The sequence below is a fragment of the Pseudomonas sp. W22_MBD1_FP4 genome, assembly GCF_052113765.1.
GTDB classification, from domain to species: domain Bacteria; phylum Pseudomonadota; class Gammaproteobacteria; order Pseudomonadales; family Pseudomonadaceae; genus Aquipseudomonas; species Aquipseudomonas sivasensis.
In genome coordinates this window covers 170873-192282 of the sequence record NZ_JBGQOI010000012.1, presented here as the reverse complement: position 1 = coordinate 192282, position 21410 = coordinate 170873, and the positions used below count along the sequence as shown (strand labels likewise).

Sequence of the window (21410 nt, the reverse complement as noted above, 5' to 3'; positions counted from 1 at the left end):
GTAGTGAAACGATGCATCGCCGATGGTAGTGTGGGGTTTCCCCATGTGAGAGTAGGTCATCGTCAAGATTAAATTCCAAAACCCCTGTCTGTTATACAGACAGGGGTTTTGTCGTTTAGAGGCGCTGGTGGGTGGGGGCCGCACTAGTGGCTCAGAACTGGTAACTTACCGCCGCGCTTACGCTGCGCTCTTCACCCAGATAGCAGAAGTTCAGACTGGCATAGGACGCTACATAAGTTTCATTGGTCAGATTGTTAGCATTCAGCCTCACATCCACGCCCTTCAAGTCGACGTTACCTTAAAGGTATAGCTGCCCAGGAACTTAGCTCCATATGTGCTTCCAATTCCAGCCCCAGCGAACGTACAGCGCCGACAGCACGATAAAAGCTTTTCTGCGGTAGCTTGGTTGCCAGATTTTCCTGATCAATTCGATCAGGTCTTGCAGATAAAACCCGGTCTGCTCCACCCGGCGCAAGTAGCTGGTAGGGCTGTAATAGCGGATAGCAGAGTTACCATAGGCTGGGTTAAACGCATTGATTGGCTCAAGCGACCCACTTGTCCAATCCACCACTGTTTACGCCCTTGATAGCCCGCACCTATCAGCATGGTTTGCTTGGTCGCCCTAGTGGAGATAGGCCTGTAACGTCAGTGAAGTGTCATCGGTAAAGTCGATGCTCAGACGGGACATCTGCGCCCATAGAGTAGTGAGGAAGGACCCTTGAGAATGTCCACGCGCTCCAAGAAGTACGGATCAACTTACATCGTGCTATAGGTGCCTCTGTCCCTCATGGACTTCAAGCCATCAAGGTAAATGTTATCCACCGAGCGATCATTTAAGCAGCGCATCGCACTGTAACCCCACCGAGTGCCGGTCCTGAGTTTGCGCTGGCATGCTGGACATAGTGACGCCTATCGGTCGTGAGAACTGATTGAGTACCTGGCTCAGTGGGCCTGCAGCTATCTTGTAGGGTTGATTGACCTGCTCGGTGCGGGCTTCTGCCGCTGAGACACTGATGAGTACCGTACCGCTACCCAGCGCCGTCAACAGCAATGCTGCGCGTATGGCTTGACCCAATAGCGGGTAAGAAGAGTCGAGCGTGTTGCGGGGAAAACACGCTGGTATGTTCAGCATCTGTAGATGCCTGGTGAGCGCAGATTGACTGGCTCACTGTCTAAGCCGGACTCACGGAAAAAAGCCGCCAAAAAAGTGAAAAATTAGACCCTTCGCTCCAGGCTCACCCACCAACGCGTGCGATAGCGCACGTGTACCGGCAGTATGCGTGGCAGTATCGCTAGCAATTTATCGGTGTCCTCCAGGCGGAATGCACCCGACAGCCTTAAATCTGCAATATCCATTGAGCAGCCCAGATAACCAGGGCGATAACGCCTAACTTCTGCAAGGAAGTCGATCAACCGCATATTTCGGGTCAGGAGCAGCCCATCTGACCAAGCAGCAATGTCCATATCTGGCGGCGGAGCAAGCATGGCTTCGGTCTGACGCACGACGTAACTCTCACCTGCGTGAACGCGCGTCGAAAGACCATCCGGCCTGTGCGGTGAGTGAATCGCTACAGTACCGCTGACCACATTCAAGCGTGTGCAGTCACTGTACTGACGAACTGTAAAACGCCCTTCGATGCCTTCCAGCAAGCCGTGTTGAGCTTGAACCAACAATGGGGCAGAGGAAGCAGCACCGCAGCTCACCAGTATTTCCCCACGCACCAGTGTGATCAGACGCAGCTGCGCATTGAAGTCCAGGTCTACCGCGCTGTCTGTGTTGAGTTGCAGGCGAGTGCCATCGGGCAATTGCATGCTGCGGCGCTCGCCGGGGGCTGTTGCGAGGTCAGAAGTCCAGCGCTGCAAACCGGTCAGGTCCCGGCTTAGCCATACTGTTGAGCCCACCAGCAGTGCGCCGGCCAATAACTTCAGTGCCTGCCGCCGTCCCAGGCCTTGTGTACTGTTTTCCAGTGCTTTATGTACCCCGGGGATCGCGGTCAGATGGCTATTGAGCTCCTGTTGTAGCGCCAGTACCCGTTGCCAGGCCAGTTCGTGATCATGATGAGCTTCGCGCCATTGCTCGCATTGCAGGCGCAGCCGTGTATTGGCGGGGTTGTGACGTAAGCGCAGCATCCAACTGATGGCCTGCTTGACCACCCTAGAGTCTGGCCCGGAGCGTGTGGTGTTATTCATTGGCGCCGTAACGCAGGACGGAGCAGTAGTAAAGCGCCTCGGCGACATAACGCTCAACTGACCTCAGTGATATACCCATCTGTTTTGTGATCAGCTTGTACGTTAGCCAATCACAGTGAACCATCAGAAATACCTTACGCACCTCAGGTTTTAACCCTTCCAAAAGCCGGGCGATGTCCTCCAGTAACTCCAATATCAACGCCCGCGCCTCAGCGCTTGGCGCCAGCGCTTCGGACAGATGGGCGATTGACTCGATATCGGCTCGTTCGATCTCCTCGCGGCGCCAGTGATCAACGACCACCTCTCGTGCACTTGTGCGCAACAATGCCCGTAGCGCCTTGAGTTCAAAACGTTCGATTCTCTACAGCAGTCGCATGAAGGCGTTTTGAGGCAGTTCTGCTGCATCTGCGACATTGGCCATACGGCCGCGCAGCCACGTGTTAAGCCAGTTGTGGTGGGTGCAGTAAAGCGTCTGCACAACGCTATCTTCACGCGAGGTGTATTCAGAAAGAGGCCTGTAGACGAGCTCGTCCAGACGTCACAGATGTCAATTTGTCTCAGTGCTTGGCAGGCGGAAAAATTTTTTACTTCGCTCCTTGTACGACAACCTTTTGTCGGTTTCCTACCTAAAAAGAAGATCTTTCCCACAAATCACTAAGTTTTACTTCGGTGTGGCCGAAAGCCTGATAAGCCATGTGTGCACCGAAATAGAGCGGCCCGAGACGCTGCCTAGACCGTACATGGAATGCTCCATTCGGCCCGCTCACCCCCCCTTTGGCAAAAAGAAGTCGATGAAATGAATCTCAAGTTCAGTCATAAAATTTTGTTGGCCGCGTCAGGCGTCGTGGTTCTAGCCTTCGCGTTATTTACTCTTTACAACGACTACCTGCAGCGCAGCACCATCAAGCAGAACCTGGAGTCGTCTATCCAGCAGTCGGGTGAGCTCACCGCCAGCAGTGTGCAGAACTGGCTCAGCGGTCGGATATTGGTGCTCGAAAGTCTGACGCAAAACGTTGCCCACCAAGGCAGTGCGGCTGACCTCCCGGGGTTGGTCGATCAACCGGCGTTCACCTCGAACTTCCAGTTCACCTACGTTGGTCAAACCAACGGCGTGTTCACCCAGCGTCCCGACGCAAAGATGCCTGACGGCTACGACCCTCGTCAGCGTCCCTGGTACAAGCAAGCGGTGGCTGCCGATAAGCCCATGCTGACGCCGCCCTATATGGCCGCAGTGGGTGGGCAGATCGTAACGATCGCCATGCCGGTGAAAAAGAACGGCGAGTTGCTCGGTGTGGTCGGCGGTGACCTGAGCCTGCAAACCCTGGTGAAGATCATCAACTCGGTGGACTTCGGCGGTATCGGCCATGCGTTCCTGGTCAGCGGCGACGGCCAAGTCATCGTCAGCCCTGACGAAGACCAAGTGATGAAAAACCTCAAGGACATCTATCCAGGTACCAGCGTCCGTATTGAGAAAGTTAACCAGGAGGTCGTCCTCAAAGGTCAGGACCGCATCCTGTCGTTCACGCCTATCAGCGGTTTGCCCGGTGCTGATTGGTATATCGGTCTGTCGATCGATAAAGACAAAGCCTATGCACCGCTGGGAAAATTCCGCACGTCCGCGTTGATCGCCATGCTGATCGCTGTTGTCGCGATTGCGGTGCTCTTGAGCCTGCTGATTCAAGTATTGCTGCGCCCTCTGACCACCATGGGCATTGCCATGCAGGACATCGCCCAGGGTGAGGGTGACCTGACCCGCCGTTTGACGGTTACCAGCAAAGACGAGTTCGGTGAAGTGGGCAGTGCGTTCAACCGGTTCGTAGAACGTATCCACGCCTCGATTTCCGAAGTGTCTTCAGCAACGCGCCAGGTGCATGACCTGTCCCAGCGTGTGATGGCGTCCTCCAACGCTTCGATCATAGGCTCTGACGAGCAGAGCGCACGTACCAACAGCGTCGCCGCAGCAATCAACGAGCTGGGCGCCGCTACTCAGGAAATCGCCCGTAACGCCGCTGACGCCTCACAGCACGCCAGTGGTGCCAGCGAGCAGGCCGACGATGGGCGCAAAGTGGTTGAGCAAACCATCCTGGCAATGTCGGAACTGTCGCAAAAGATCAGCCTGTCCTGCACCCAGATCGAAACGCTGAACGCCAGCACCGACAACATCGGCCACATCCTTGATGTGATCAAAGGCATCTCCCAGCAAACCAACTTGCTGGCATTGAACGCGGCAATCGAGGCAGCACGTGCTGGTGAAGCCGGACGCGGGTTCGCCGTGGTCGCCGATGAGGTGCGTAACCTGGCTCACCGTACCCAGGAGTCGGCTGAAGAGATTCATAAGATGATCACTTCGCTGCAAGTGGGCTCGCGTGAGGCGGTGACCACCATGAATGCCAGCCAGACCTCCAGCGAAGAAAGCGTTCAGGTGGCCAACCAGGCCGGTGAGCGCCTGGTCAGCGTAACGCAGCGAATCGTCGAGATCGACGGCATGAACCAGTCCGTGGCCGCCGCTACTGAGGAACAGACTGCCGTGGTGGAAACCCTCAACGTCGACATCAACCAGATCAACCTGCTGAACCAGCAAGGTGTGACCAACCTCAACGAAACCCTGAAAGACTGCGATGCGCTGTCTCAACAGGCCAATCGGTTGAAGCAGTTGGTCGATAGCTTCAAAATTTGATCTGCTGAGTGTGTAGGAGCGAGCGATCTCGCTCCTATCGCTTACCCAGCAAGCGGCGAACATTCTCCAGGGCGCCATCGGCGAACCCCTGCACAAACTGCTCAAATCCCACCTGTGCTGCGTCTAAGGGCTCGGCAATGATGGTCCAGGTTACCCTGGAGCAGTGCTCTCCAAGAGCGTCTACTTTGATTGCCGCCCACAGCCTGGCCACGCCCAGGGTGTTGTAGATCGTGGTCCAGGTCATGTGCATCGCGTGCTCATCCCAGCTATTTAGCTGTTCCACCACTCGGTTGCCATCGCGGAAAAATTTCGTGCGTAAGGCGCCCACACCGGTGCCGGTCATTTCGATATGCGTCAGGGCCGGTATGAAGGTATCGAAGCCTGCAAACCGTCCCACCGTGTTCCATAGGCGGGTGGCATGGCAGTCGATCACCACAGAGGCCACGATCGGCCTGCCGTTTGGGTTATGAATTAACGTATCGGGTTGCAGCGGTTTCATGAAGTTGTCCTGAAGCGGTTCAGAGAAAGCCGATGGTCTTAAGGTAATTGCAGCCTCTACTCAGCAGCACCGCGTTCTTTTCGGGGTACTGCTCGCCCATCTGCTGGACGCCGTGTTGTGCGTTGTCATGACGGATCATCAACGTGTCGCCAATGTCTTCATCCAGTCGATCCAGGTAAAACCCGATTACGCCAAACAACGCATTGTCCTGGCCCGCTGTTCGCAGCGCCTGCTGCCAACGTGCAGTACTCACCCGTTCGAACCGATGGCCCGCCCGGCTGAACGCATCCAGGTAGTGATCCCAGCTCAATGGCTGTGGGTTGTGCAGGTTGAATACGCTTCTGTCCGCTTGAAAGCGCGTGCAGTGGTAAGCAATGAATCGAGCCAGGAAGTCCACGGGCATTAGGTCGAAATTCAGATCTAGCCGAGGCAACATTCCCAACTGCAGAGACCCCTTAAGCATCAGCATCAGGCGATTCTTCTGCGGCTGGCAGACACCGTTGCGACTGTTGAAGCTGATATTTCCAGGGCGATGGATATTTACCCAGGCACCTTGCGCGACCGCACGCCCCAACACTCGCTCGGCTGCCCACTTGGATAGGTTGTAGCCATTGCGGATGTACAGCGGCAGGGTGGTCGCAGCCGCTGCTTCGAGCACATACCCTTGCGGGTCGATGCTGCTGGACGCCGACAACGTTGAGACAAAGTTGAAGACCTTCTTGCAGCGGGTCTCGCACAGGCGCAGGCATTCGAATATGGGTTCAACGTTGTCTCTGGCCAGTGACGCGTAGTCCATCACGTGGTTGACCTGCGCCGCGTTATGCACCAGCACGCCAAAGTCTGCGGCGAGCGTGTCATACACCTCGCAGGTCAAACCCAATCGCGGCAGGCTGATGTCGGCGGCGAGTACCCGTACCCGGCTCAAGTCCAGGTGTTCCAGGTGGTATTCGCGCAGCGACTGGGTAAAGCGTGCCATTGCAGGCTTCCCCGGCATCTCACGTACCAGGCATGCCACCTCGGTTACACCAGAGGCCAGCAATGCTTCGACAATATGGACGCCGACGAAACTGTTGGCCCCCGTCACAATCACCTTGTGCGGATCACCAGCGCAATTCCTATGCAAGGGAGTGATCACCCAATCCCGTTGGGCATCCAAGACTGCCTGGCCAGAGGATGCGTCGGGTGGTTCTCCGTCCTCCATCAGCGTTGCGAGCGTACGAATCGTCGGAACTTCAATGAAGTGGCTCAACGCGAAACTACGCCCAAATTGCTCGCGAACACGCAGCAAGAGAGTCGACAGCAAAATTGAATGGCCGCCCAACGCGAAGAAGCTTTCGTCGATGGACAACTGATGGCTGGGCACACCCAGTAGCTCGCTCCACACCTCGCTCAATCGTGCTTGAAGCGGTGTGTGTGCAGCCCGGTGCGCAGCGCTGAAAATCGGTTGGAAGGGGAGCGCCAGCAGCGTCTTCCGGTCGACCTTGCCGTTGTTGGTGTACGGCATGCCTGGCAGCTCCACCCAGAAACCGGGTTGCATATAGTCCGGTAACCGTTGGCGCGCATGCTGCTGTAGGGCCACCAGCGTGGCGCCGGGTGCGGGCTGGGCGACAAAGACGCAGATCCTGCTTTCATGGTCGATCACTACCGCCAGTTCGCGATACAGCCGGCTATTGCGTAGGCATTGTTCAATCTCTCGGGGTTCGACCCGGAAACCGCGGATCTTCACCTGATCGTCGCGACGCCCACCCAGCACAATCCCTTGGGCCGTCCACTGTGCCAAGTCGCCGCTGCGGTAGGCCCGCAGCGGTTGGCCGCTCGGCATCAGCAGTTCGACGAATGGGCTGTCAGCCTGATGCGGCGCATTCACATAGCCCAGACTTAATCCGGGGCCGACGATGTACAACTCGCCCATCACCTGTTCATCCACAGGTTGCAGATCGTCATCGAGTATCAGCACCTGGCTATTGGCGATCGGGTGGCCAACGTTGCGATTGTTGTCATCGGGTGCGAGCGTCCGGTGCGTAATCAGCACTGTGGTTTCGGTGGGGCCATAGAGGTTGTGAAGCTGACACTGCGCTGCCAGTCGCTCGATGACATGGGGTTCGCAGGCATCGCCACCGGTGAGCAGGTGCGTCACACCCAAGGGTTGATCCAGCGGCAGGATATTGAGCAGCGCGGGCGGTAGGAAGGCATGGGTAACGCACTGTCGACGGAGCAGTTCCACCAGTTGCTCAGGGTCGCGTCGTTGTTCTTCACTGGGCACGATCAACTGCGCACCTGCAATCAGCGCAGGGAAAATGTCGATCAATGACGAGTCGAAACCCAGGGGCGAAAACTGTAGAACGCGGCTCCATTCATCTGGCTTCATGCAGGACCCAAGCCAAGCAGTGAAGTGCGCCAGGTTACCTTGACTGAGGAGCACCCCCTTGGGCTGGCCCGTGCTGCCAGAGGTATAGAGCACCATGCACGGCATATCCGAGCAGGGGCGATTGTGCATCAACAGATGAGCAAATTTGAGGGTGTGTGGCTTAACGGTGCTGACATCGAGTGAAGTGAAATGCGCCCGTAACGGGTGCTGGCCGGTATCCAGCAACACTTGAGCCCCGGCGCTTTCGAGCATGGTCCTCTGCCGTTTAAGAGGCTGCTCAGATTCCAGTGGCAGGTACACCGCGCCACAGCCGAGCAGCGCAAGAATGCTGGCGTACAGTTCGATGGACTTTTCCATGCACACGCCAACTATCCACGGTGTTTCAACAGCGTCCAGCAAGGGCTGTAATCGTTGCTGGATTGCTATGGCTTGAAGGTGCAACTCGCGGTAGGTCACCGTGTGCCCGGCGATATTCAGAGCCGTCCGGTCAGCGAAGGCATAAAGGCTGGACTGGAGCTGTTCGATCACAGGCACCTGGGCTTTCTGGATCAGGTTGGGGTCTGCCGTACGATTGAATCGGTGCATAAAGGCCAGCGTCTCCAGCCCCCGCAAGCTCTGCTCGGGCCAGTCAGTGGCAATCGCACTCGTAGAGAGAGACCCGGGATCACGTGAAAAACCACTCACCAGCAGCGCGACCCAGTCCACCACTGTGTCTGTGACCTGCCGGCGCAGTCGCTGGCCGTTACCACTGGGTTCTTCGGCGATGTCCAGCACGGCAGACAAACGTCGCTCACGGTCATAGGCGCGCAATTGCAACAGGGGCAACCCGCAATCGGTTACCGGACCGACCCCAAGGCGCAGACTTATACAGGAGGCTTTGCCCACGTCATCCGGCAACGGCAGGCTACCGTCTTCAATCCACAGGTCGATGTTCTTATCGCCCGACACATGCCCGTATTGCTCCAATACTGGCCTGATGGCGCTAAGTGCCTTGCTTATTCCGAGCCAGCCGATTGTCAGGCACCTCATGGCGACACCGGCAGGTAGTCGTTCAGCGCCTGCGCCACACTTGGCGTTTGCAGCAAGCCGCTGTGTTGCAGGAAACCCATGATATTGCCCATCAACGGGTGCTGGCGGGTGATGGGAAACGCCAGCGCTGCGACTTCATCGCGCAGATTCCCGCGTAGGCGATCGCTGATGTCGAGGTGCTCGATCAGTTGCAGGTCGAAGTTTTTCTGCAGGTCGTTGGTCAGGTAATGCGCCAGGAATGTGGGCAGTACCTGAGCGATGCTGTCACGGTCGTCCGGGCTCGCGGTTTGCCAGTAAATACGCACCAGCCGGGTCCAGAACTGCGCGTGGCGGCCTTCGTCAAACAGGTGGTCGGCCATCAAGCCACGAACGGAAGCTTTGACACTGCTGTCCTTAGAGAACGCTGCGACATCGTGGGTTACGGTGTTTTCGGCGATAGCCACGCCAATCAGTTCCACAGCATCGCTCAGATGGGCGGGGGCCTGCGCCTGTGCCGCCGGCAGCGCACGGCTCAGTTCGATATGCTCCGGCAGGTCGAGCGGTTGTATGCCGGTCATTTCCACTGCCTGTTGCAGGAAATCCAGCGCTACCAGGGCGTGGTAGTCCTCATCCACCACAACCGTCATCGCATCAACGCGACAGGCTAGGGGGAAGGGTAGCGAGAAGCGATTCTTGGCAATATTGCGCGCAGTTTTTTCGACGATTTCGGTTTCAAAAATGACCACGTCGTTGATGAATTTGTAGAAGCTTTGCACCAGCACGAAGTCGCGCCATTGTGCGCAGTGTTCAACAAAGGTCTTGCTGAGTACCAAGGGTTGGCGGCACATCGGATAGATCAGATTTTCATCGTTTTCCAGCAAGCGGCGAGGGCGTGTACGGATGGTCGCGCGGCGTTCCCAGTCGTCGGCGATGGGGGTGTAGCCCGCGGTATTCATGGGCGCACCTCTTGCAGCGCGGCCCGCACCTCGTCCCAGAACGTGATACGGCTTTCTACGGCGGCGAGGGCTGCTTCGTCGGCTTGTTGCGGGTAACTCGGAGCCACTGCCAGCAAGCGTTCGAGCAACTGCTCAGCTGCCGGCCCATGATGCTCAGCGTCTAACTCGACGTGGCGCTCGAAGTAGCCGCACAAGGTGGGTGCTTGGCGATGGATAAACGTATCAGTCTGCAGGATGCGTTCGAACATGCGTGGGACGACACACTCACGGCCATGAAGGAATACGGCGGCTACACAATGGGTGGGTGCGTTCAGTGCCATGTGCAATGTGTCGCTGACAAAGCGTGCAGCACCAGCAGGAGCGTTCGACATGCTCAGGGCAGTATTTGCATCAACGCCTTGGTGTTGCAGTGCAATGAAACGGTTTATCGACGAGGTGCTGGCGCCGACTTCGACCATGGCTTCCAAGTACAACTCGAAGTGGCTGCAATAGCCTTGCCTGGGGTGTGAGTCTGACTCTTCGCCCAGCACTATCTCATTGATCAGGCGTGCAGCGTTCGGGTCGGCCGGTGGCAGCCAAGGCAGGCGAGTGCATGTCAGGTCCTGTTGCAGGCGTTTGGTGAGTGTCATGAAGTCCCAAACTGCAAACACATGGTGCTCCATGAATAGTTGTAATTTTTGCAGTGAGGTTATTTCCAGAAATAACGGATGGTTGCACAACTTCAGTTTTCTTTTTTCAAGTAATGGTGGGTACATGGTTGATGCCTATGAGTTGTTGCGTCTGCTGTTTAAGCAGTATTGGGTTGTTGTGAGTGGCAAGGAGATAAAGAGATATAAGCCAGACTTGGCGCGCACAAACGCTCGCGCGATTGGGGCTGCGCCGTCGAGTTAAGTGTCTGGTTTAGTGGCGGTGGATAATAAGCGGGTTAAACAAGTTGGTAAGCATATGAATGCATTAGATGTTTTGCTAAATAATATTAGCTGTCGGCAACTTGCATTATAAGAGTGAGAAGTTTCTTCGGCGCGGGGTGTGCTACCTGATCAGGTAGGAAGCCCCGCAGCTCTTGAGCGTCAAGACGAGAGACCTGGCGCTATGTTATGGGGTGTTTTTTACAGTGGTATTCGGGCTGTTGAGATAGGCTGTGATCACTTCCATTCCGCGCATCAAGTGATTACGCAGTGTCAGGATGCTTTCGTCGGTTTTCCTCTGCGCCACAAGGTTTAGCAGTTCACGGTGATCTTCCTGGGATGTCTCACCCAGCCCCATCGCTTCTAGGTTGAAACGCAGGAAGCGCTCTTCCTCATTTAACCCGTGCTCTACCAATTTGAGTAGCCGTTGGTTAGGCGCCTTGCTGTAAAGGGTCATGTGAAACAGGCGGTTGAGACGACCGATCTCGGTGTAGTCCTTTTCCTGTTCGAGGGCACAAATGAAATTCTCTGCATCGGCCAGATCTGCTTCGGTCAGCAAGGGAATCGACAAGCGTAGCGCTTCAGACTCCAGCAACAGTCGCAGCTCATAGGTCTCAGCTGAGTTGTCTTCGATCAACGGTGCCACGACGGCGCCCTTGTGGGTGACCACATGCAGCAGTGACTGCGCCTCTAACTGGCGCAAGGCTTCACGCACCGGCATGCGGCTGACCCCGAACAGGCTGGCGAGCTCCTGCTGGCGCATGGCGGTACCGCAGGGCAACCGGCCATCAAGGATGGCATTGCGCAATGTTTCTTCAATCACGGAGCGAGCGAGATGGGCGGGAATAGGACCGCTGATCTTGATGCTGTTCAAAGGGTTCGGCTTCTGCGTCACGGCTACGCTATCCTCCTTATGCAAAGAGTGGTGGCTAATTGGATCCAATGCACACTAGTGGCTGCCAATAAGCTTGTCAAACGGCCACGGTTTCGGCTTGTAAGCGTTTCAACGCGGGGCTCCGGCGGCCCACATCCGAGCTTTCCGGGGTCTTACACGCTGCTGCCATGTTGCGACATTCCCGCATATCGATATTCATTAACGGTATTTAAAATGCCGTTCTTATACCTATAAAGTCACTCTCCTGTCTGACCGGGAGTGAACTCATGTCTGCCACCTCTACTGTTCCAACAGCGATCTTTTCCGCCCAGGATTTCGAGGTTCGCCCGCTGCCCGGCAGCGTCGGTGCGGAGATTATCGGTCTGGACCTGTCCCGGCCAGTCAATGACCAGGATTTCGCGCGTATTCATCGCGCGCACCTGGATCACCATGTGGTGGTCTTTCGCGACCAGCGCATCACCCCCGAACAACAGATTGCCTTCAGTCGCCGTTTTGGCGTGCTGCAGATCCACGTACTCAAACAGTTTCTGCTGGCCAACCACCCGGAAATACTGATCGTTTCCAACATTATCGAAAACGGCCAATCCATCGGCCTGGGCGACGCGGGTAAATTCTGGCATTCGGACCTGTCCTATAAAGAACTGCCGAGCCTTGGCTCGATGCTCCATGCGCAGGAGTTGCCCTCTGAAGGGGGCGACACTTTGTTCGCCGACATGCACAAAGCCTGGGACCAACTGCCCGAGCACCTGCGCAAAGCTGTCGAAGGCCGCAGCGCCGCCCATTCCTACACCGCGCGCTACAGCGAGACCAAGTTCGAAGGCAATTGGCGCCCCACGCTTACTCCCGAGCAGTTGGCGCAAGTCGCAGAAGTGGTACACCCGATTGTGCGCACCCACCCGGAAAACGGCCGCAAAGCGTTGTTCGTCAGTGAAGGGTTCACCACCCGCATCGTCGGCCTGCCGGAAGACGAAAGCCGCGATCTGCTGGCTCAGCTGTACGCCCACAGCGTGCTGCCGCACAACATCTATCGCCACCAATGGCAGCCCCACGACCTGGTGTTCTGGGACAACCGCTCGCTGATCCACCTCGCCGCCGGTTGCCCGAGCCATCTGCGCCGCAAGCTGTTTCGCACCACCATCCAGGGCGACGCGCCTTTCTGATTCGGAGCATGACCATGTCCAGGAATATTCCATTTGCACGATTGGCCGCCACAGTTGGATTGGGTATCAGTCTGTTGGCGGGCAGCCTCGTCGCTCCAGCGGCGGCCCAGGCCGAAGGCGAGATCCGCATCGCCGAACAATTCGGCATCGTCTACCTGCTGCTCAACGTGGTGCGCGACCAGAACCTCATCGAGAAATACGGCAAGCAGGAAGGCATCGACATCAAGGTCGACTGGACCCAACTTTCCGGTGGCGCGGCAGTCAACGATGCGCTGCTGTCCGGCTCCATCGATATCGCCGGTGCCGGTGTCGGTCCGCTGCTGACCATCTGGGATCGCACCCACGGTAAGCAGAACGTCAAGGCCGTAGCGTCCCTGGGTAACTTCCCGTACTACCTGGTCAGCAACAATCCCAAGGTCAAGACCATTGCCGACTTCACCGACCAGGACCGTATCGCCGTACCTGCGGTGGGCGTTTCGGTACAGTCGCGCTTCCTGCAATACGCCGCCGCCAAGCAGTGGGGTGATAAGGAATTCAATCGCCTCGACAAGTACACCGTCGCCGTCCCGCACCCTGACGCCACCGCCGCATTGATCGCAGGCGGTACTGAACTGACCGGGCACTTTTCCAACCCGCCATTCCAGGACCAGGCCCTGGCCAACCCCAATGTGCATGTGGTGCTGAACACCTATGACCTGCTGGGGCCGAACTCACCGACGGTGTTGTTCGCCACCGAAAAATTCCGCAACGACAACCCGAAAACCTACAAGGCCTTTGTGGACGCGTTGACCGAAGCCGCACAATTCGCCCAGAACGATAAGGGCGCCGCAGCCGACACTTACATCCGCGTGACCAAGGCCAAGATCGACCGCGCCGAGCTGCTCAAGATCATCGACAACCCGCAGTTCGAGTTCAGCGTCACGCCGAAAAACACCTACCCGCTGGCGGAATTCCTCTACCGCGTCGGCGCCATCAAAAACAAGCCTGAATCGTGGAAGGACTACTTCTTCCAGGACGCCAAGCCCCTGCAAGGAAGCTGAGATGAACGCGCCCTTGCAAGGCCACACGGCCAGCAACCTGCACACCGCCGAGCCGTTGCTGGCGGTGGATAGCGTCAGCCTCGAATACCGTACTCCCGAGCGCGTGGTACGGGCCACGCACCAAGTCAGTTTCGAGATCGATCCGGCTGACCGTTACGTGCTGCTGGGCCCTTCGGGCTGCGGCAAATCCACGTTGCTCAAGTCCATCGCCGGGTTTATCAAACCTTGCGAAGGCGAGATTCGTTTGCTGGGGCAAAAGGTCGAACAACCCGGCCCGGACCGCATTGTGGTGTTCCAGGAATTCGACCAACTGCCACCGTGGAAAACCGTCAAACAGAACGTGATGTTCCCACTGTTGGCGTCCAAGACCCTCAAGCGCCGTGAGGCCGAAGAACGCGCGCTGCACTACCTGGACAAGGTGGGCCTGAGTGCCTTCGCCGACGCTTACCCCCACACGCTTTCCGGCGGCATGAAAGCCCGTGTGGCCATCGCCCGCGCGCTGGCCATGCAGCCGAAAATCCTGCTGATGGACGAACCCTTCGCCGCCCTTGATGCCCTGACCCGGCGCAAGATGCAGGAAGAATTGCTGCTGCTCTGGGAGGAGGTGCGCTTCACCTTGTTGTTCGTCACCCACTCCATCGAAGAAGCACTCGTGGTGGGCAATCGCATTCTGTTGCTGTCCCCCCATCCGGGGCGCGTACGTGCAGAAATCCACAGCCATCAATACGACCTGCACAGCTTGGGCGGTGTGGACTTCCAGGCGTCGGCGCGGCGTATTCATCGCTTGTTGTTCGATGAAACCAGCGCAGCGGAACCCGAGTTGGGTTTTGCCGACATCCGCATCGCTTACTAAGGGGGTAACCCATGCGCCAGGAATATGAAGTCACCCTCGAACCGCTGCTCAGTGTCCCCGTGGAGCGCGAGTTGCCCCTGCGCCAACGCCTTTGGCAACAAGGCTGGCTGCGCAAGGGCCTGATCCTGATCGTGCTTGCGATCCTCTGGGAAGTCGTGGCGCGCTATCAGAACAACGACCTGCTACTGCCGAGTTTTCTGCAGACTTTTAATGCGCTGTCCGACGGCCTGCGCAGCGGTGAACTGCTGAGCAAGGTGAGTATCTCGCTGGTGGTGCTGATCAAGGGTTACCTGATCGGCATAGTGCTCGCCTTTGCCCTGACCACCTTGGCCGTGTCGACCCAATTGGGCCGCGACCTGCTGAGCACCCTGACCTCGATGTTCAATCCACTGCCGGCCATTGCGTTGCTGCCGCTGGCGCTGCTGTGGTTCGGCCTGGGCCAGAACAGCCTGATTTTCGTGCTGGTGCATTCGGTGTTGTGGGCGCTGGCGCTCAACACCTATTCGGGGTTCCTCGGTGTGTCCGAGACGCTGCGCATGGCGGGTCGCAACTATGGTCTGAAGGGCATGCGCTTTGTGCTGTTTATCCTGATCCCGGCTGCACTGCCGTCGATCCTCGCCGGCCTGAAAATCGGCTGGGCGTTTGCCTGGCGCACGCTGATCGCCGCCGAGTTGGTGTTCGGCGCCACCAGCGGCAAGGGCGGGCTGGGTTGGTACATCTTCCAGAACCGCAATGAGCTATATACCGACAAGGTGTTTGCCGGGTTGGCGGTGGTGATCCTGATCGGCCTACTGGTGGAAAACCTCGTGTTTGACACCTTCGAGCGGCTCACCGTGAAGCGTTGGGGCATGCAGCGCTAAACAGGAATGATTGCTCTTTGTCCGATGTGAACCTGATAATGCCGGCCGAATTCGACGCTGCTCCGGCGTCGGATAGGCTTGGTAAAAGGATTTACGACGATGCGTTTTTTTGTCTTGGCTGCGGCCTTGTTGCTGTCGACCTCTGCGTTGGCCGAGTTCATACCCGAAACGGTATCGATGCCCAAGCCGGTCTACCCTGGCAACCTGACTAACACCCAAGGGCATGCGCGCGTCAGCCTGAACATTCACAGCGACGGCACCGTCAGTGACGTCAAAGCACTCAGCGCCACCAAGCCGGAGTTCGGTGAGGCGGCCGTGGCTGCAGCCTCAAAATGGCGCTTCAAACCCTGGACGGTGAATGCCGATCGGCCAGAGGTAATCGATGCTCAGAACGACATGATTTTCTCGCCCGTACCGACGAGTGAAGAAAGTACGCGACTGACCTTTACGCAAACCACCTATCAATCCTGCAGCGCGTTGAACGAGGAAGTCAGCCAGTTCCGGCGCGATCATCCCTCCCGGCCACTGATCGCCATGAAGAGCTTTGCCATTACCCGTGTGGCAGTGATGTTCCCGGCGTTAAGCGGTAAAAGCGACTACAACGAAGGCCTGTCCAAGGCCGACGAGCTTGAAAGCGCTCTGCCGGACATCGTGCGCAAATGCCAGGCCAATCCCAAACGAACCTACGCCGACTACCTGCCACGCAACCTCAAGCGCTACCTGTAAAGCCTGCTACGATTGCGCCCAGTTCACTCCCTTCTGATCACGAGTGCTTGGCATGCAACTACCGGACATGAACCTGCTGGTCGCCCTCGACGCCTTGCTCGACGAGGGCAGTGTGGTCGGCGCCGCCCGGCGGATGAACCTCAGTCCAGCAGCCATGAGCCGTACCCTCACGCGTATCCGCGAAGCGGTGGGCGACCCGATTCTGGTGCGGGCCGGTCGGGGCCTGGTGCCAACGCCCAAGGCCCTGCAACTGCAAGGTCAGGTGCGCAACGTGGTGGAACAGGCGGCGCTGCTGTTTCGGTCGGCGGATCAAGTGGACCTGACCACCCTGCGCCGTCGCTTCAGCGTGCGCGCTAATGACTTTTTTATTGGCGTGTATGGCGGTCGTCTCTTCGACACCATGGAGCGTATGGCACCGCTGTGTGAGCTATGTTTCGTGCCAGAAGGCGACACCGACGACGAAGCGTTGCGCGAAGGACGCTTGGATTTGCGCGTGAGCAACACCCAGCCGGCAAGCCCCGAGGTCAAGGTGCAGAACCTGTTCTCCACCACCTTCGTCGGCTTGGCGCGGCAGGATCACCCGTTATTCGACGAGGAGATCACCGCCGCACGTTTCGCCAGTTATTCCCACATCAGCATCTCGCGACGCGGCATCGCCCGGGGGCCGATCGATACCGCGCTGAATGCCCAGGGTTTGGAGCGCCGTGTGGCGATGATCGCCCCAGGGTTTCACGGTGCGATGTTCATGCTGCCTGACTCCGACTTGATCCTGCCGGTGCCCAAGGAGGCGCTCTACAGCGCTAATCGCCTGAAGCTGCCCCTGCGCGCCTTCCCGCTGCCGATCTCTTTGCCGACCCTGGTCCTGGCCCAATCCTGGCACCCTCGCTTCGATAAAGACCCCGCTCACAAATGGCTGCGCGAAATCATGCGCGAGAGCTGCCACGCCACGTGGCTGGAAGCCCAGCCGACCTGAACATCAAGCGTACGCAGAGCAAATGTGAGAGGGCGCTTGCCCCCGATCGCGGTGGATCAGACAGAGAATCTGTGCCTGCCACACGGCAATCGGGGGCAAGCCCCCTCCCACGAGAGATCTGTGGTGGATTCATGATTGCGTCTGACGCACTTATACCCTGCCAACATGTAACTTTTTGTCATGTGTGTGCCTGATTAAACTGCTCGGGTATTTTTAATCCCGAGTTATCCGTTCATGACTTCCCTCGCTGCCCCCACCCTCGCGGCCGCAGCCAAACCCACCGCCATCACCCCACCCGTATTCGGCCCGCGCATCATCATCGGCCTGGTCGGCGTGTTGTTGGCGGTGCTGGTGTCCGGTCTCAACGAGATGGTCACCAAGGTGGCCCTCGCCGATATCCGTGGTGCGCTTTACATCGGTTTTGACGAAGGCACCTGGCTCGTCGCGGCCTACACCGCCACCTCGGTCGCGGCCATGGCCTTTGCCCCCTGGTGCTCGGTGACGTTCTCCCTACGCCGCTTCACTCTGTGCGCCATAGCCCTGTTCACCGTACTCGGGATCCTGTGCCCCTTCGCGCCGAACTACGAAAGCCTGTTGCTGCTGCGCACCGTGCAAGGTTTGGCCGGTGGCGCATTGCCGCCAATGCTAATGACCGTGGCGCTGCGCTTCCTGCCGGCCAACGTCAAGCTGTATGGCCTGGCCGGCTACGCGCTCACCGCTACCTTCGGCCCGAGCCTTGGCACACCACTGGCGGCGCTGTGGACCGAATACGTCGGCTGGCAGTGGGCGTTCTGGCAGATCGTCGCGCCATGCCTGCTGGCGATGGCGGCCGTGGCCTATGGCTTGCCCCAAGACCCGCTGCGCTTGGAGCGCTTCAAGCAGTTCAATTGGCGCGGCCTGCTGCTGGGCTTCCCGGCGATCTGCATGCTGGTGATCGGCATCCTGCAAGGCAATCGGCTGGACTGGTTCGAGTCGGGCCTGATCACCTTTTTGCTGAGTGGCGGCTCGCTGCTGCTGGTGCTGTTTATGCTCAATGAATGGTCGCACCCGATGCCGTTTTTCAAGTTGCAGATGCTCGGCCTGCGTAACCTCTCGTTTGCTTTGATCGTGCTGGCGGGCGTGCTGATGGTGCTGACCTCAGTGATCATCATCCCGTCGAGTTTCCTCGCCCAAGTCCAAGGCTATCGACCGCTGCAAACCGCGCCAGTGATGCTGCTGATGGCGTTGCCGCAGTTGATCGCGCTGCCGCTGGTGGCCGCGTTGTGTAACCTGCGCTGGGTCGATTGCCGCTGGGTGCTGGGGATCGGCTTGAGCATGTTGGTGCTGTGCTGCATCGGCAGCGCGCACCTCACTTCGGCGTGGATCCGCGACGATTTTTACGGCCTGTACGTGCTGCAAATCTTTGGGCAGCCCATGGCTGTGTTACCGCTGTTGATGCTGTCCACCGGCAGCATTCAGCCACAGGACGGCCCGTTCGCTTCGGCCTGGTTCAACACCGTCAAAGGCCTGGCCGCCGTGGTCGCCACCGGCGTGCTGGACGCGCTGACCACCCAGCGCCTGCACTTTCACTCGACCATGTTGGTGGATCGCCTGGGCAATTCGCCCTTGGCCGACGGCGACGCGCCGGGCCTCGCCCATCGGCTGCACGAGCAGGCGGTGGTGCTCACTTCTTCGGATCTTTATTACGTCATGGGCGGTGTCGCCGTGGCGTTGATCCTGCTGATTTTCTGGATGCCCACGCGGATCTTCCCGCCTCGCGCACCGACCTAGCCACAAGGACTTTCCATGAAACGCAAAGACAAAATTGCCGTCTCCGTCATCACCGTATTTGCCGTCGGTGTGCTGTTCTATCTGGTCGCGCCAGGCTTGCTGGGCAGCAAACATCAGAGCACTAACGACGCGTTTGTTGCGGCAGACTTCACCCTGGTTGCCCCGCGCGTTGCGGGTTTTATCAAGGAAGTGCTGGTGGAGGACAACCAGCGGGTTAAGGCCGGCCAGTTATTGGCGCTGATCGACGACCGTGATTTTCGCGCCGCCGCCCAGGCCGCTGATGCGGACACATTGGTTGCCCAGGCCCAGCTGAAAAACGCCACCGCGACCCTGGAACGCCAAAGCTCGGTGATCGCCCAAGCCCAAGCCACCGTCGCGGCGGATCGCGCCGAAATGGCGTTCGCCGAGCACGAACTGAACCGCTACAACCACCTCGCCGGTGTGGGCGCCGGTACTGTGCAAAACGCCCAGCAAGCCAAGACCCGCATCGACCAGGCCACCGCACGCCTGGCCAATGCTACGGCGGTGCTGGCGGCCGAACGTAAGCAGGTGGAGATTCTCACCGCCCAGCGCGATGCGGCCGAAGGCGGGCTCAAGCGCGCCCAGGCAGCGTTGGAGATGGCCAGCTATCAGCTGTCCTACACGCGCATCGTTGCGCCGGTGGATGGCATGGTCGGCGAGCGCGCCGTGCGGGTCGGCGCCTATGTGACGCCGGGCAGCAAGATCCTCGCCGTGGTGCCGTTGGCGCAGGCGTACGTGGTGGCTAACTTTCAAGAGACCCAACTCTCTCACATGCGAGCCGGCCAAGCCGTTCAGGTGCGTGTCGACAGCCTCGACGGCGAGTTGCTCAACGGCCATCTGGAGAGCCTCGCACCCGCGACTGGGGTGACCTTCGCCGCGGTCAAACCGGACAACGCAACGGGTAACTTCACCAAGGTGGTGCAGCGCATTCCGGTCAAAATTGTGCTGGAGCCCAACCAGCCGCTGACCGAGCGCCTGCGCGTCGGCATGTCGGTGGAGGCCAGCGTCGACACTCAGCCGGTCGCACGTCAGCGTGAGGTTGCCCAGCAATGAAACGAGTTGCCTGGCTCACCCTCAGTTTGATCAGCCTGAGTGCATGCACCGTCGGCCCGGATTTTCAGCGCCCGCAGAACGCTCAAGTGACGCAATGGAGCGCACCCCAAGGCCGCCAAGCCGACAGCCGCGCCGTCAGCGACCCGCTCCAGGAGCGCTGGTGGGATGTATTCCACGATGCACAACTCTCGGCCCTGACGCGCCGCGCCCTCACCGATAACCTCGACTTGAAACTGGCCAGCAGCCGTCTGGAACAAAGCCGCGCCGTGCGCCAGGTGACCACTGCCGAGCGTTACCCCAAGGTTGATGCCACGGGGGCTTACCAGCGCAAACGCAACAGTGGCAAAGGCTTGAACGACCCGTCCGGCGAGAATGGCCGCGCGGCGTTCAGCCAATGGGATTCGGGTTTCTCCGCCTCCTGGGAGCTGGATTTCTGGGGCCGGGTCAAACGCGAAACTGAAGCCGCCGATGCCACCTTGCAAGTCGCCGAAAACGACCGTCGTGCTGTGCTGCTCTCGGTGCTGGCCGAGACCGCCCAGGACTACATCCAACTGCGCGGCATGCAAAATACCCGCGCGGTGACCGAGCAAAACCTCGACGTCGCACGCCATAGCCTCAAGCTCTCGCAACTGCGCCTGGCTGATGGCGTCGCCACCGACCTGGACGTGGCCGAAGCCGCCGCCCAAGTCGCCGCCATCGAAGCGCGCCTGCCGGATTTGCAGCAACGCCAGGACCAGTTGATCAACGCCCTGAGCCTGCTGATGGGCGAGCCACCCCAAGCCCTGCACGCGCAGTTGTCCAAGGACGCCGCCGTACCGCAGACCCAGCGCCAAGTTGCTATCGGCCTACCGTCGGAGCTTGCCGAACGCCGTCCGGATATCCGCCAGGCTGAAGCTCGCTTGCATGCCGCCACCGCCAACATCGGCGTGGCCAAGGGCGATTTCTATCCGCGTATCACCCTGTCCGGCAGCCTCGGTTCACAGGCCATGCAACTGTCGGATTTCGGCTCCTGGGGCTCACGCGCCTTTGCCTTCGGCCCACAGTTCAGCCTGCCGCTGTTCAATGGCGGGCGCCTGCAAGGCATGGTGAATCTGCGCGAAGCCCAGCAACAGGAAGCGGCGCTGGCCTATCAGCAAACCGTGCTGCGCGCCTGGCATGAAATCGACGACCAACTGACCCGCTACAACGCCAGCCAACTGCGCCGCGACAGCCTGGCCGAAGCCGTGCGTCAGAACCAGATCGCCCTGACCACCGCGCAACATCAGTACGTGGAAGGTGTGGCAGATTTCGTCAATGTTCTCACCGTGCAAAGCGCGTTGCTGGCGACGCAAGAGCAGTGGGTGGAAAGCTCGACCGGCGTGTCGTTGGCGATGGTGGGGTTGTACAAGGCGTTGGGGGGAGGATGGGAGTCGGTGTATCCGCTGCAAGCTGTTAACCGATGAACTCACGAAGT

At 58.7% G+C, this 21410-nt stretch carries 16 protein-coding genes and 3 pseudogenes; 10 read left to right on the top strand and 9 right to left on the bottom strand.

Annotated features, from left to right (window positions below; translation table 11 throughout):
* Positions 1-151: 151 nt before the first annotated feature.
* The 4 genes and pseudogenes from ACEN2T_RS17150 to ACEN2T_RS17135 all read right to left on the bottom strand — a co-directional run.
* Positions 152-627, bottom strand: a pseudogene (locus ACEN2T_RS17150) (hypothetical protein); the annotation flags it as partial.
* Between the two features lie 54 nt (positions 628-681).
* Positions 682-1132 (bottom strand): annotated as a pseudogene (locus tag ACEN2T_RS17145) (TonB-dependent receptor plug domain-containing protein); the annotation flags it as partial.
* 83 nt (positions 1133-1215) lie between these two features.
* Entirely contained in the window at positions 1216-2190 is a 975-nt protein-coding gene (locus tag ACEN2T_RS17140; RefSeq protein WP_442117058.1) for a FecR domain-containing protein, read from the bottom strand.
* Positions 2183-2611 (bottom strand): annotated as a pseudogene (locus ACEN2T_RS17135) (sigma-70 family RNA polymerase sigma factor). Before ACEN2T_RS17135 ends, ACEN2T_RS17140 begins: the two are co-directional and overlap by 8 nt.
* A 375-nt stretch (positions 2612-2986) precedes the next feature.
* On the opposite strand from ACEN2T_RS17135, the gene ACEN2T_RS17130 reads away from it, so the two are divergent.
* Entirely contained in the window at positions 2987-4867 is a 1881-nt protein-coding gene (locus ACEN2T_RS17130) for a methyl-accepting chemotaxis protein (protein ID WP_032884796.1), read from the top strand.
* A gap of 34 nt (positions 4868-4901) precedes the next feature.
* Here ACEN2T_RS17130 and ACEN2T_RS17125 read toward each other — a convergent pair whose 3' ends face one another.
* From ACEN2T_RS17125 to ACEN2T_RS17105, 5 genes are all read right to left on the bottom strand, one after another.
* Positions 4902-5366 carry an SRPBCC family protein gene (locus ACEN2T_RS17125; RefSeq protein WP_032884798.1) on the bottom strand — a complete coding sequence of 155 codons (465 nt, stop codon included), beginning with the start codon at positions 5364-5366 and terminating at the stop codon, positions 4902-4904.
* A 19-nt stretch (positions 5367-5385) separates the two neighbouring features.
* Positions 5386-8763 carry an amino acid adenylation domain-containing protein gene (locus tag ACEN2T_RS17120; protein WP_442117057.1) on the bottom strand — a complete coding sequence of 1126 codons (3378 nt, stop codon included), beginning with the start codon at positions 8761-8763 and terminating at the stop codon, positions 5386-5388.
* Entirely contained in the window at positions 8760-9698 is a 939-nt protein-coding gene (locus ACEN2T_RS17115) for a diiron oxygenase (protein WP_122756785.1), read from the bottom strand. The genes ACEN2T_RS17120 and ACEN2T_RS17115 overlap by 4 nt, the downstream gene beginning before the upstream one ends.
* A complete protein-coding gene (locus ACEN2T_RS17110; protein ID WP_122753762.1) occupies positions 9695-10453 on the bottom strand; it encodes a DUF3050 domain-containing protein in 759 nt (252 codons plus the stop codon). Before ACEN2T_RS17110 ends, ACEN2T_RS17115 begins: the two co-directional genes overlap by 4 nt.
* Positions 10454-10793: 340 nt before the next feature.
* Positions 10794-11501 (bottom strand): GntR family transcriptional regulator, encoded by a 708-nt coding sequence (locus ACEN2T_RS17105; RefSeq protein WP_032884807.1) that lies wholly within the window; start codon positions 11499-11501, stop codon positions 10794-10796.
* Between the two features lie 266 nt (positions 11502-11767).
* On the opposite strand from ACEN2T_RS17105, the gene ACEN2T_RS17100 reads away from it, so the two are divergent.
* From ACEN2T_RS17100 to ACEN2T_RS17060, 9 genes are all read left to right on the top strand, one after another.
* Positions 11768-12661, top strand: a complete 894-nt coding sequence (locus ACEN2T_RS17100) for a TauD/TfdA dioxygenase family protein (RefSeq protein ID WP_032884809.1) — start codon at positions 11768-11770, stop codon at positions 12659-12661.
* A 14-nt stretch (positions 12662-12675) separates the two neighbouring features.
* Positions 12676-13701, top strand: coding sequence for an ABC transporter substrate-binding protein (locus ACEN2T_RS17095; protein WP_095186342.1), 1026 nt, complete (start codon positions 12676-12678; stop codon positions 13699-13701).
* A gap of 1 nt (position 13702) precedes the next feature.
* Positions 13703-14554 (top strand): ABC transporter ATP-binding protein, encoded by an 852-nt coding sequence (locus ACEN2T_RS17090; RefSeq protein WP_032884813.1) that lies wholly within the window; start codon positions 13703-13705, stop codon positions 14552-14554.
* 11 nt (positions 14555-14565) lie between these two features.
* The gene (locus ACEN2T_RS17085; protein ID WP_442117056.1) at positions 14566-15414 is read left to right on the top strand and encodes an ABC transporter permease; all 849 of its coding nucleotides are present in this window, start codon (positions 14566-14568) and stop codon (positions 15412-15414) included.
* Positions 15415-15513: 99 nt separating this feature from the next.
* Positions 15514-16140 carry an energy transducer TonB gene (locus ACEN2T_RS17080; protein ID WP_442117055.1) on the top strand — a complete coding sequence of 209 codons (627 nt, stop codon included), beginning with the start codon at positions 15514-15516 and terminating at the stop codon, positions 16138-16140.
* A 52-nt stretch (positions 16141-16192) separates the two neighbouring features.
* Positions 16193-17113, top strand: a complete 921-nt coding sequence (locus ACEN2T_RS17075) for a LysR family transcriptional regulator (RefSeq protein ID WP_442117054.1) — start codon at positions 16193-16195, stop codon at positions 17111-17113.
* A gap of 234 nt (positions 17114-17347) precedes the next feature.
* Positions 17348-18883, top strand: a complete 1536-nt coding sequence (locus ACEN2T_RS17070; RefSeq protein WP_122756781.1) for an MFS transporter — start codon at positions 17348-17350, stop codon at positions 18881-18883.
* Positions 18884-18898: 15 nt separating this feature from the next.
* Complete coding sequence (locus ACEN2T_RS17065; RefSeq protein WP_095186338.1) at positions 18899-19957, top strand: HlyD family secretion protein; 1059 nt, start codon at positions 18899-18901, stop codon at positions 19955-19957.
* The gene (locus ACEN2T_RS17060; RefSeq protein WP_442117053.1) at positions 19954-21399 is read left to right on the top strand and encodes an efflux transporter outer membrane subunit; all 1446 of its coding nucleotides are present in this window, start codon (positions 19954-19956) and stop codon (positions 21397-21399) included. Before ACEN2T_RS17065 ends, ACEN2T_RS17060 begins: the two co-directional genes overlap by 4 nt.
* The last annotated feature ends 11 nt before the right edge of the window (positions 21400-21410 follow it).

What these genes read in the sequence shown, in the direction of transcription:
- ACEN2T_RS17080 (WP_442117055.1), top strand. Translation starts at nt 15,514, where the DNA reads ATGCGTTTTTTTGTCTTGGCTGCGGCCTTGTTGCTGTCGACCTCTGCG.
- ACEN2T_RS17065 (WP_095186338.1), top strand. Translation starts at nt 18,899, where the DNA reads ATGAAACGCAAAGACAAAATTGCCGTCTCCGTCATCACCGTATTTGCC.
- ACEN2T_RS17095 (WP_095186342.1), top strand. Translation starts at nt 12,676, where the DNA reads ATGTCCAGGAATATTCCATTTGCACGATTGGCCGCCACAGTTGGATTG.
- ACEN2T_RS17120 (WP_442117057.1), bottom strand. Translation starts at nt 8,763, where the DNA reads ATGAGGTGCCTGACAATCGGCTGGCTCGGAATAAGCAAGGCACTTAGC.
- ACEN2T_RS17075 (WP_442117054.1), top strand. Translation starts at nt 16,193, where the DNA reads ATGCAACTACCGGACATGAACCTGCTGGTCGCCCTCGACGCCTTGCTC.
- ACEN2T_RS17090 (WP_032884813.1), top strand. Translation starts at nt 13,703, where the DNA reads ATGAACGCGCCCTTGCAAGGCCACACGGCCAGCAACCTGCACACCGCC.
- ACEN2T_RS17060 (WP_442117053.1), top strand. Translation starts at nt 19,954, where the DNA reads ATGAAACGAGTTGCCTGGCTCACCCTCAGTTTGATCAGCCTGAGTGCA.
- ACEN2T_RS17130 (WP_032884796.1), top strand. Translation starts at nt 2,987, where the DNA reads ATGAATCTCAAGTTCAGTCATAAAATTTTGTTGGCCGCGTCAGGCGTC.
- ACEN2T_RS17070 (WP_122756781.1), top strand. Translation starts at nt 17,348, where the DNA reads ATGACTTCCCTCGCTGCCCCCACCCTCGCGGCCGCAGCCAAACCCACC.
- ACEN2T_RS17110 (WP_122753762.1), bottom strand. Translation starts at nt 10,453, where the DNA reads ATGTACCCACCATTACTTGAAAAAAGAAAACTGAAGTTGTGCAACCAT.
- ACEN2T_RS17125 (WP_032884798.1), bottom strand. Translation starts at nt 5,366, where the DNA reads ATGAAACCGCTGCAACCCGATACGTTAATTCATAACCCAAACGGCAGG.
- ACEN2T_RS17100 (WP_032884809.1), top strand. Translation starts at nt 11,768, where the DNA reads ATGTCTGCCACCTCTACTGTTCCAACAGCGATCTTTTCCGCCCAGGAT.
- ACEN2T_RS17140 (WP_442117058.1), bottom strand. Translation starts at nt 2,190, where the DNA reads ATGAATAACACCACACGCTCCGGGCCAGACTCTAGGGTGGTCAAGCAG.
- ACEN2T_RS17085 (WP_442117056.1), top strand. Translation starts at nt 14,566, where the DNA reads ATGCGCCAGGAATATGAAGTCACCCTCGAACCGCTGCTCAGTGTCCCC.
- ACEN2T_RS17115 (WP_122756785.1), bottom strand. Translation starts at nt 9,698, where the DNA reads ATGAATACCGCGGGCTACACCCCCATCGCCGACGACTGGGAACGCCGC.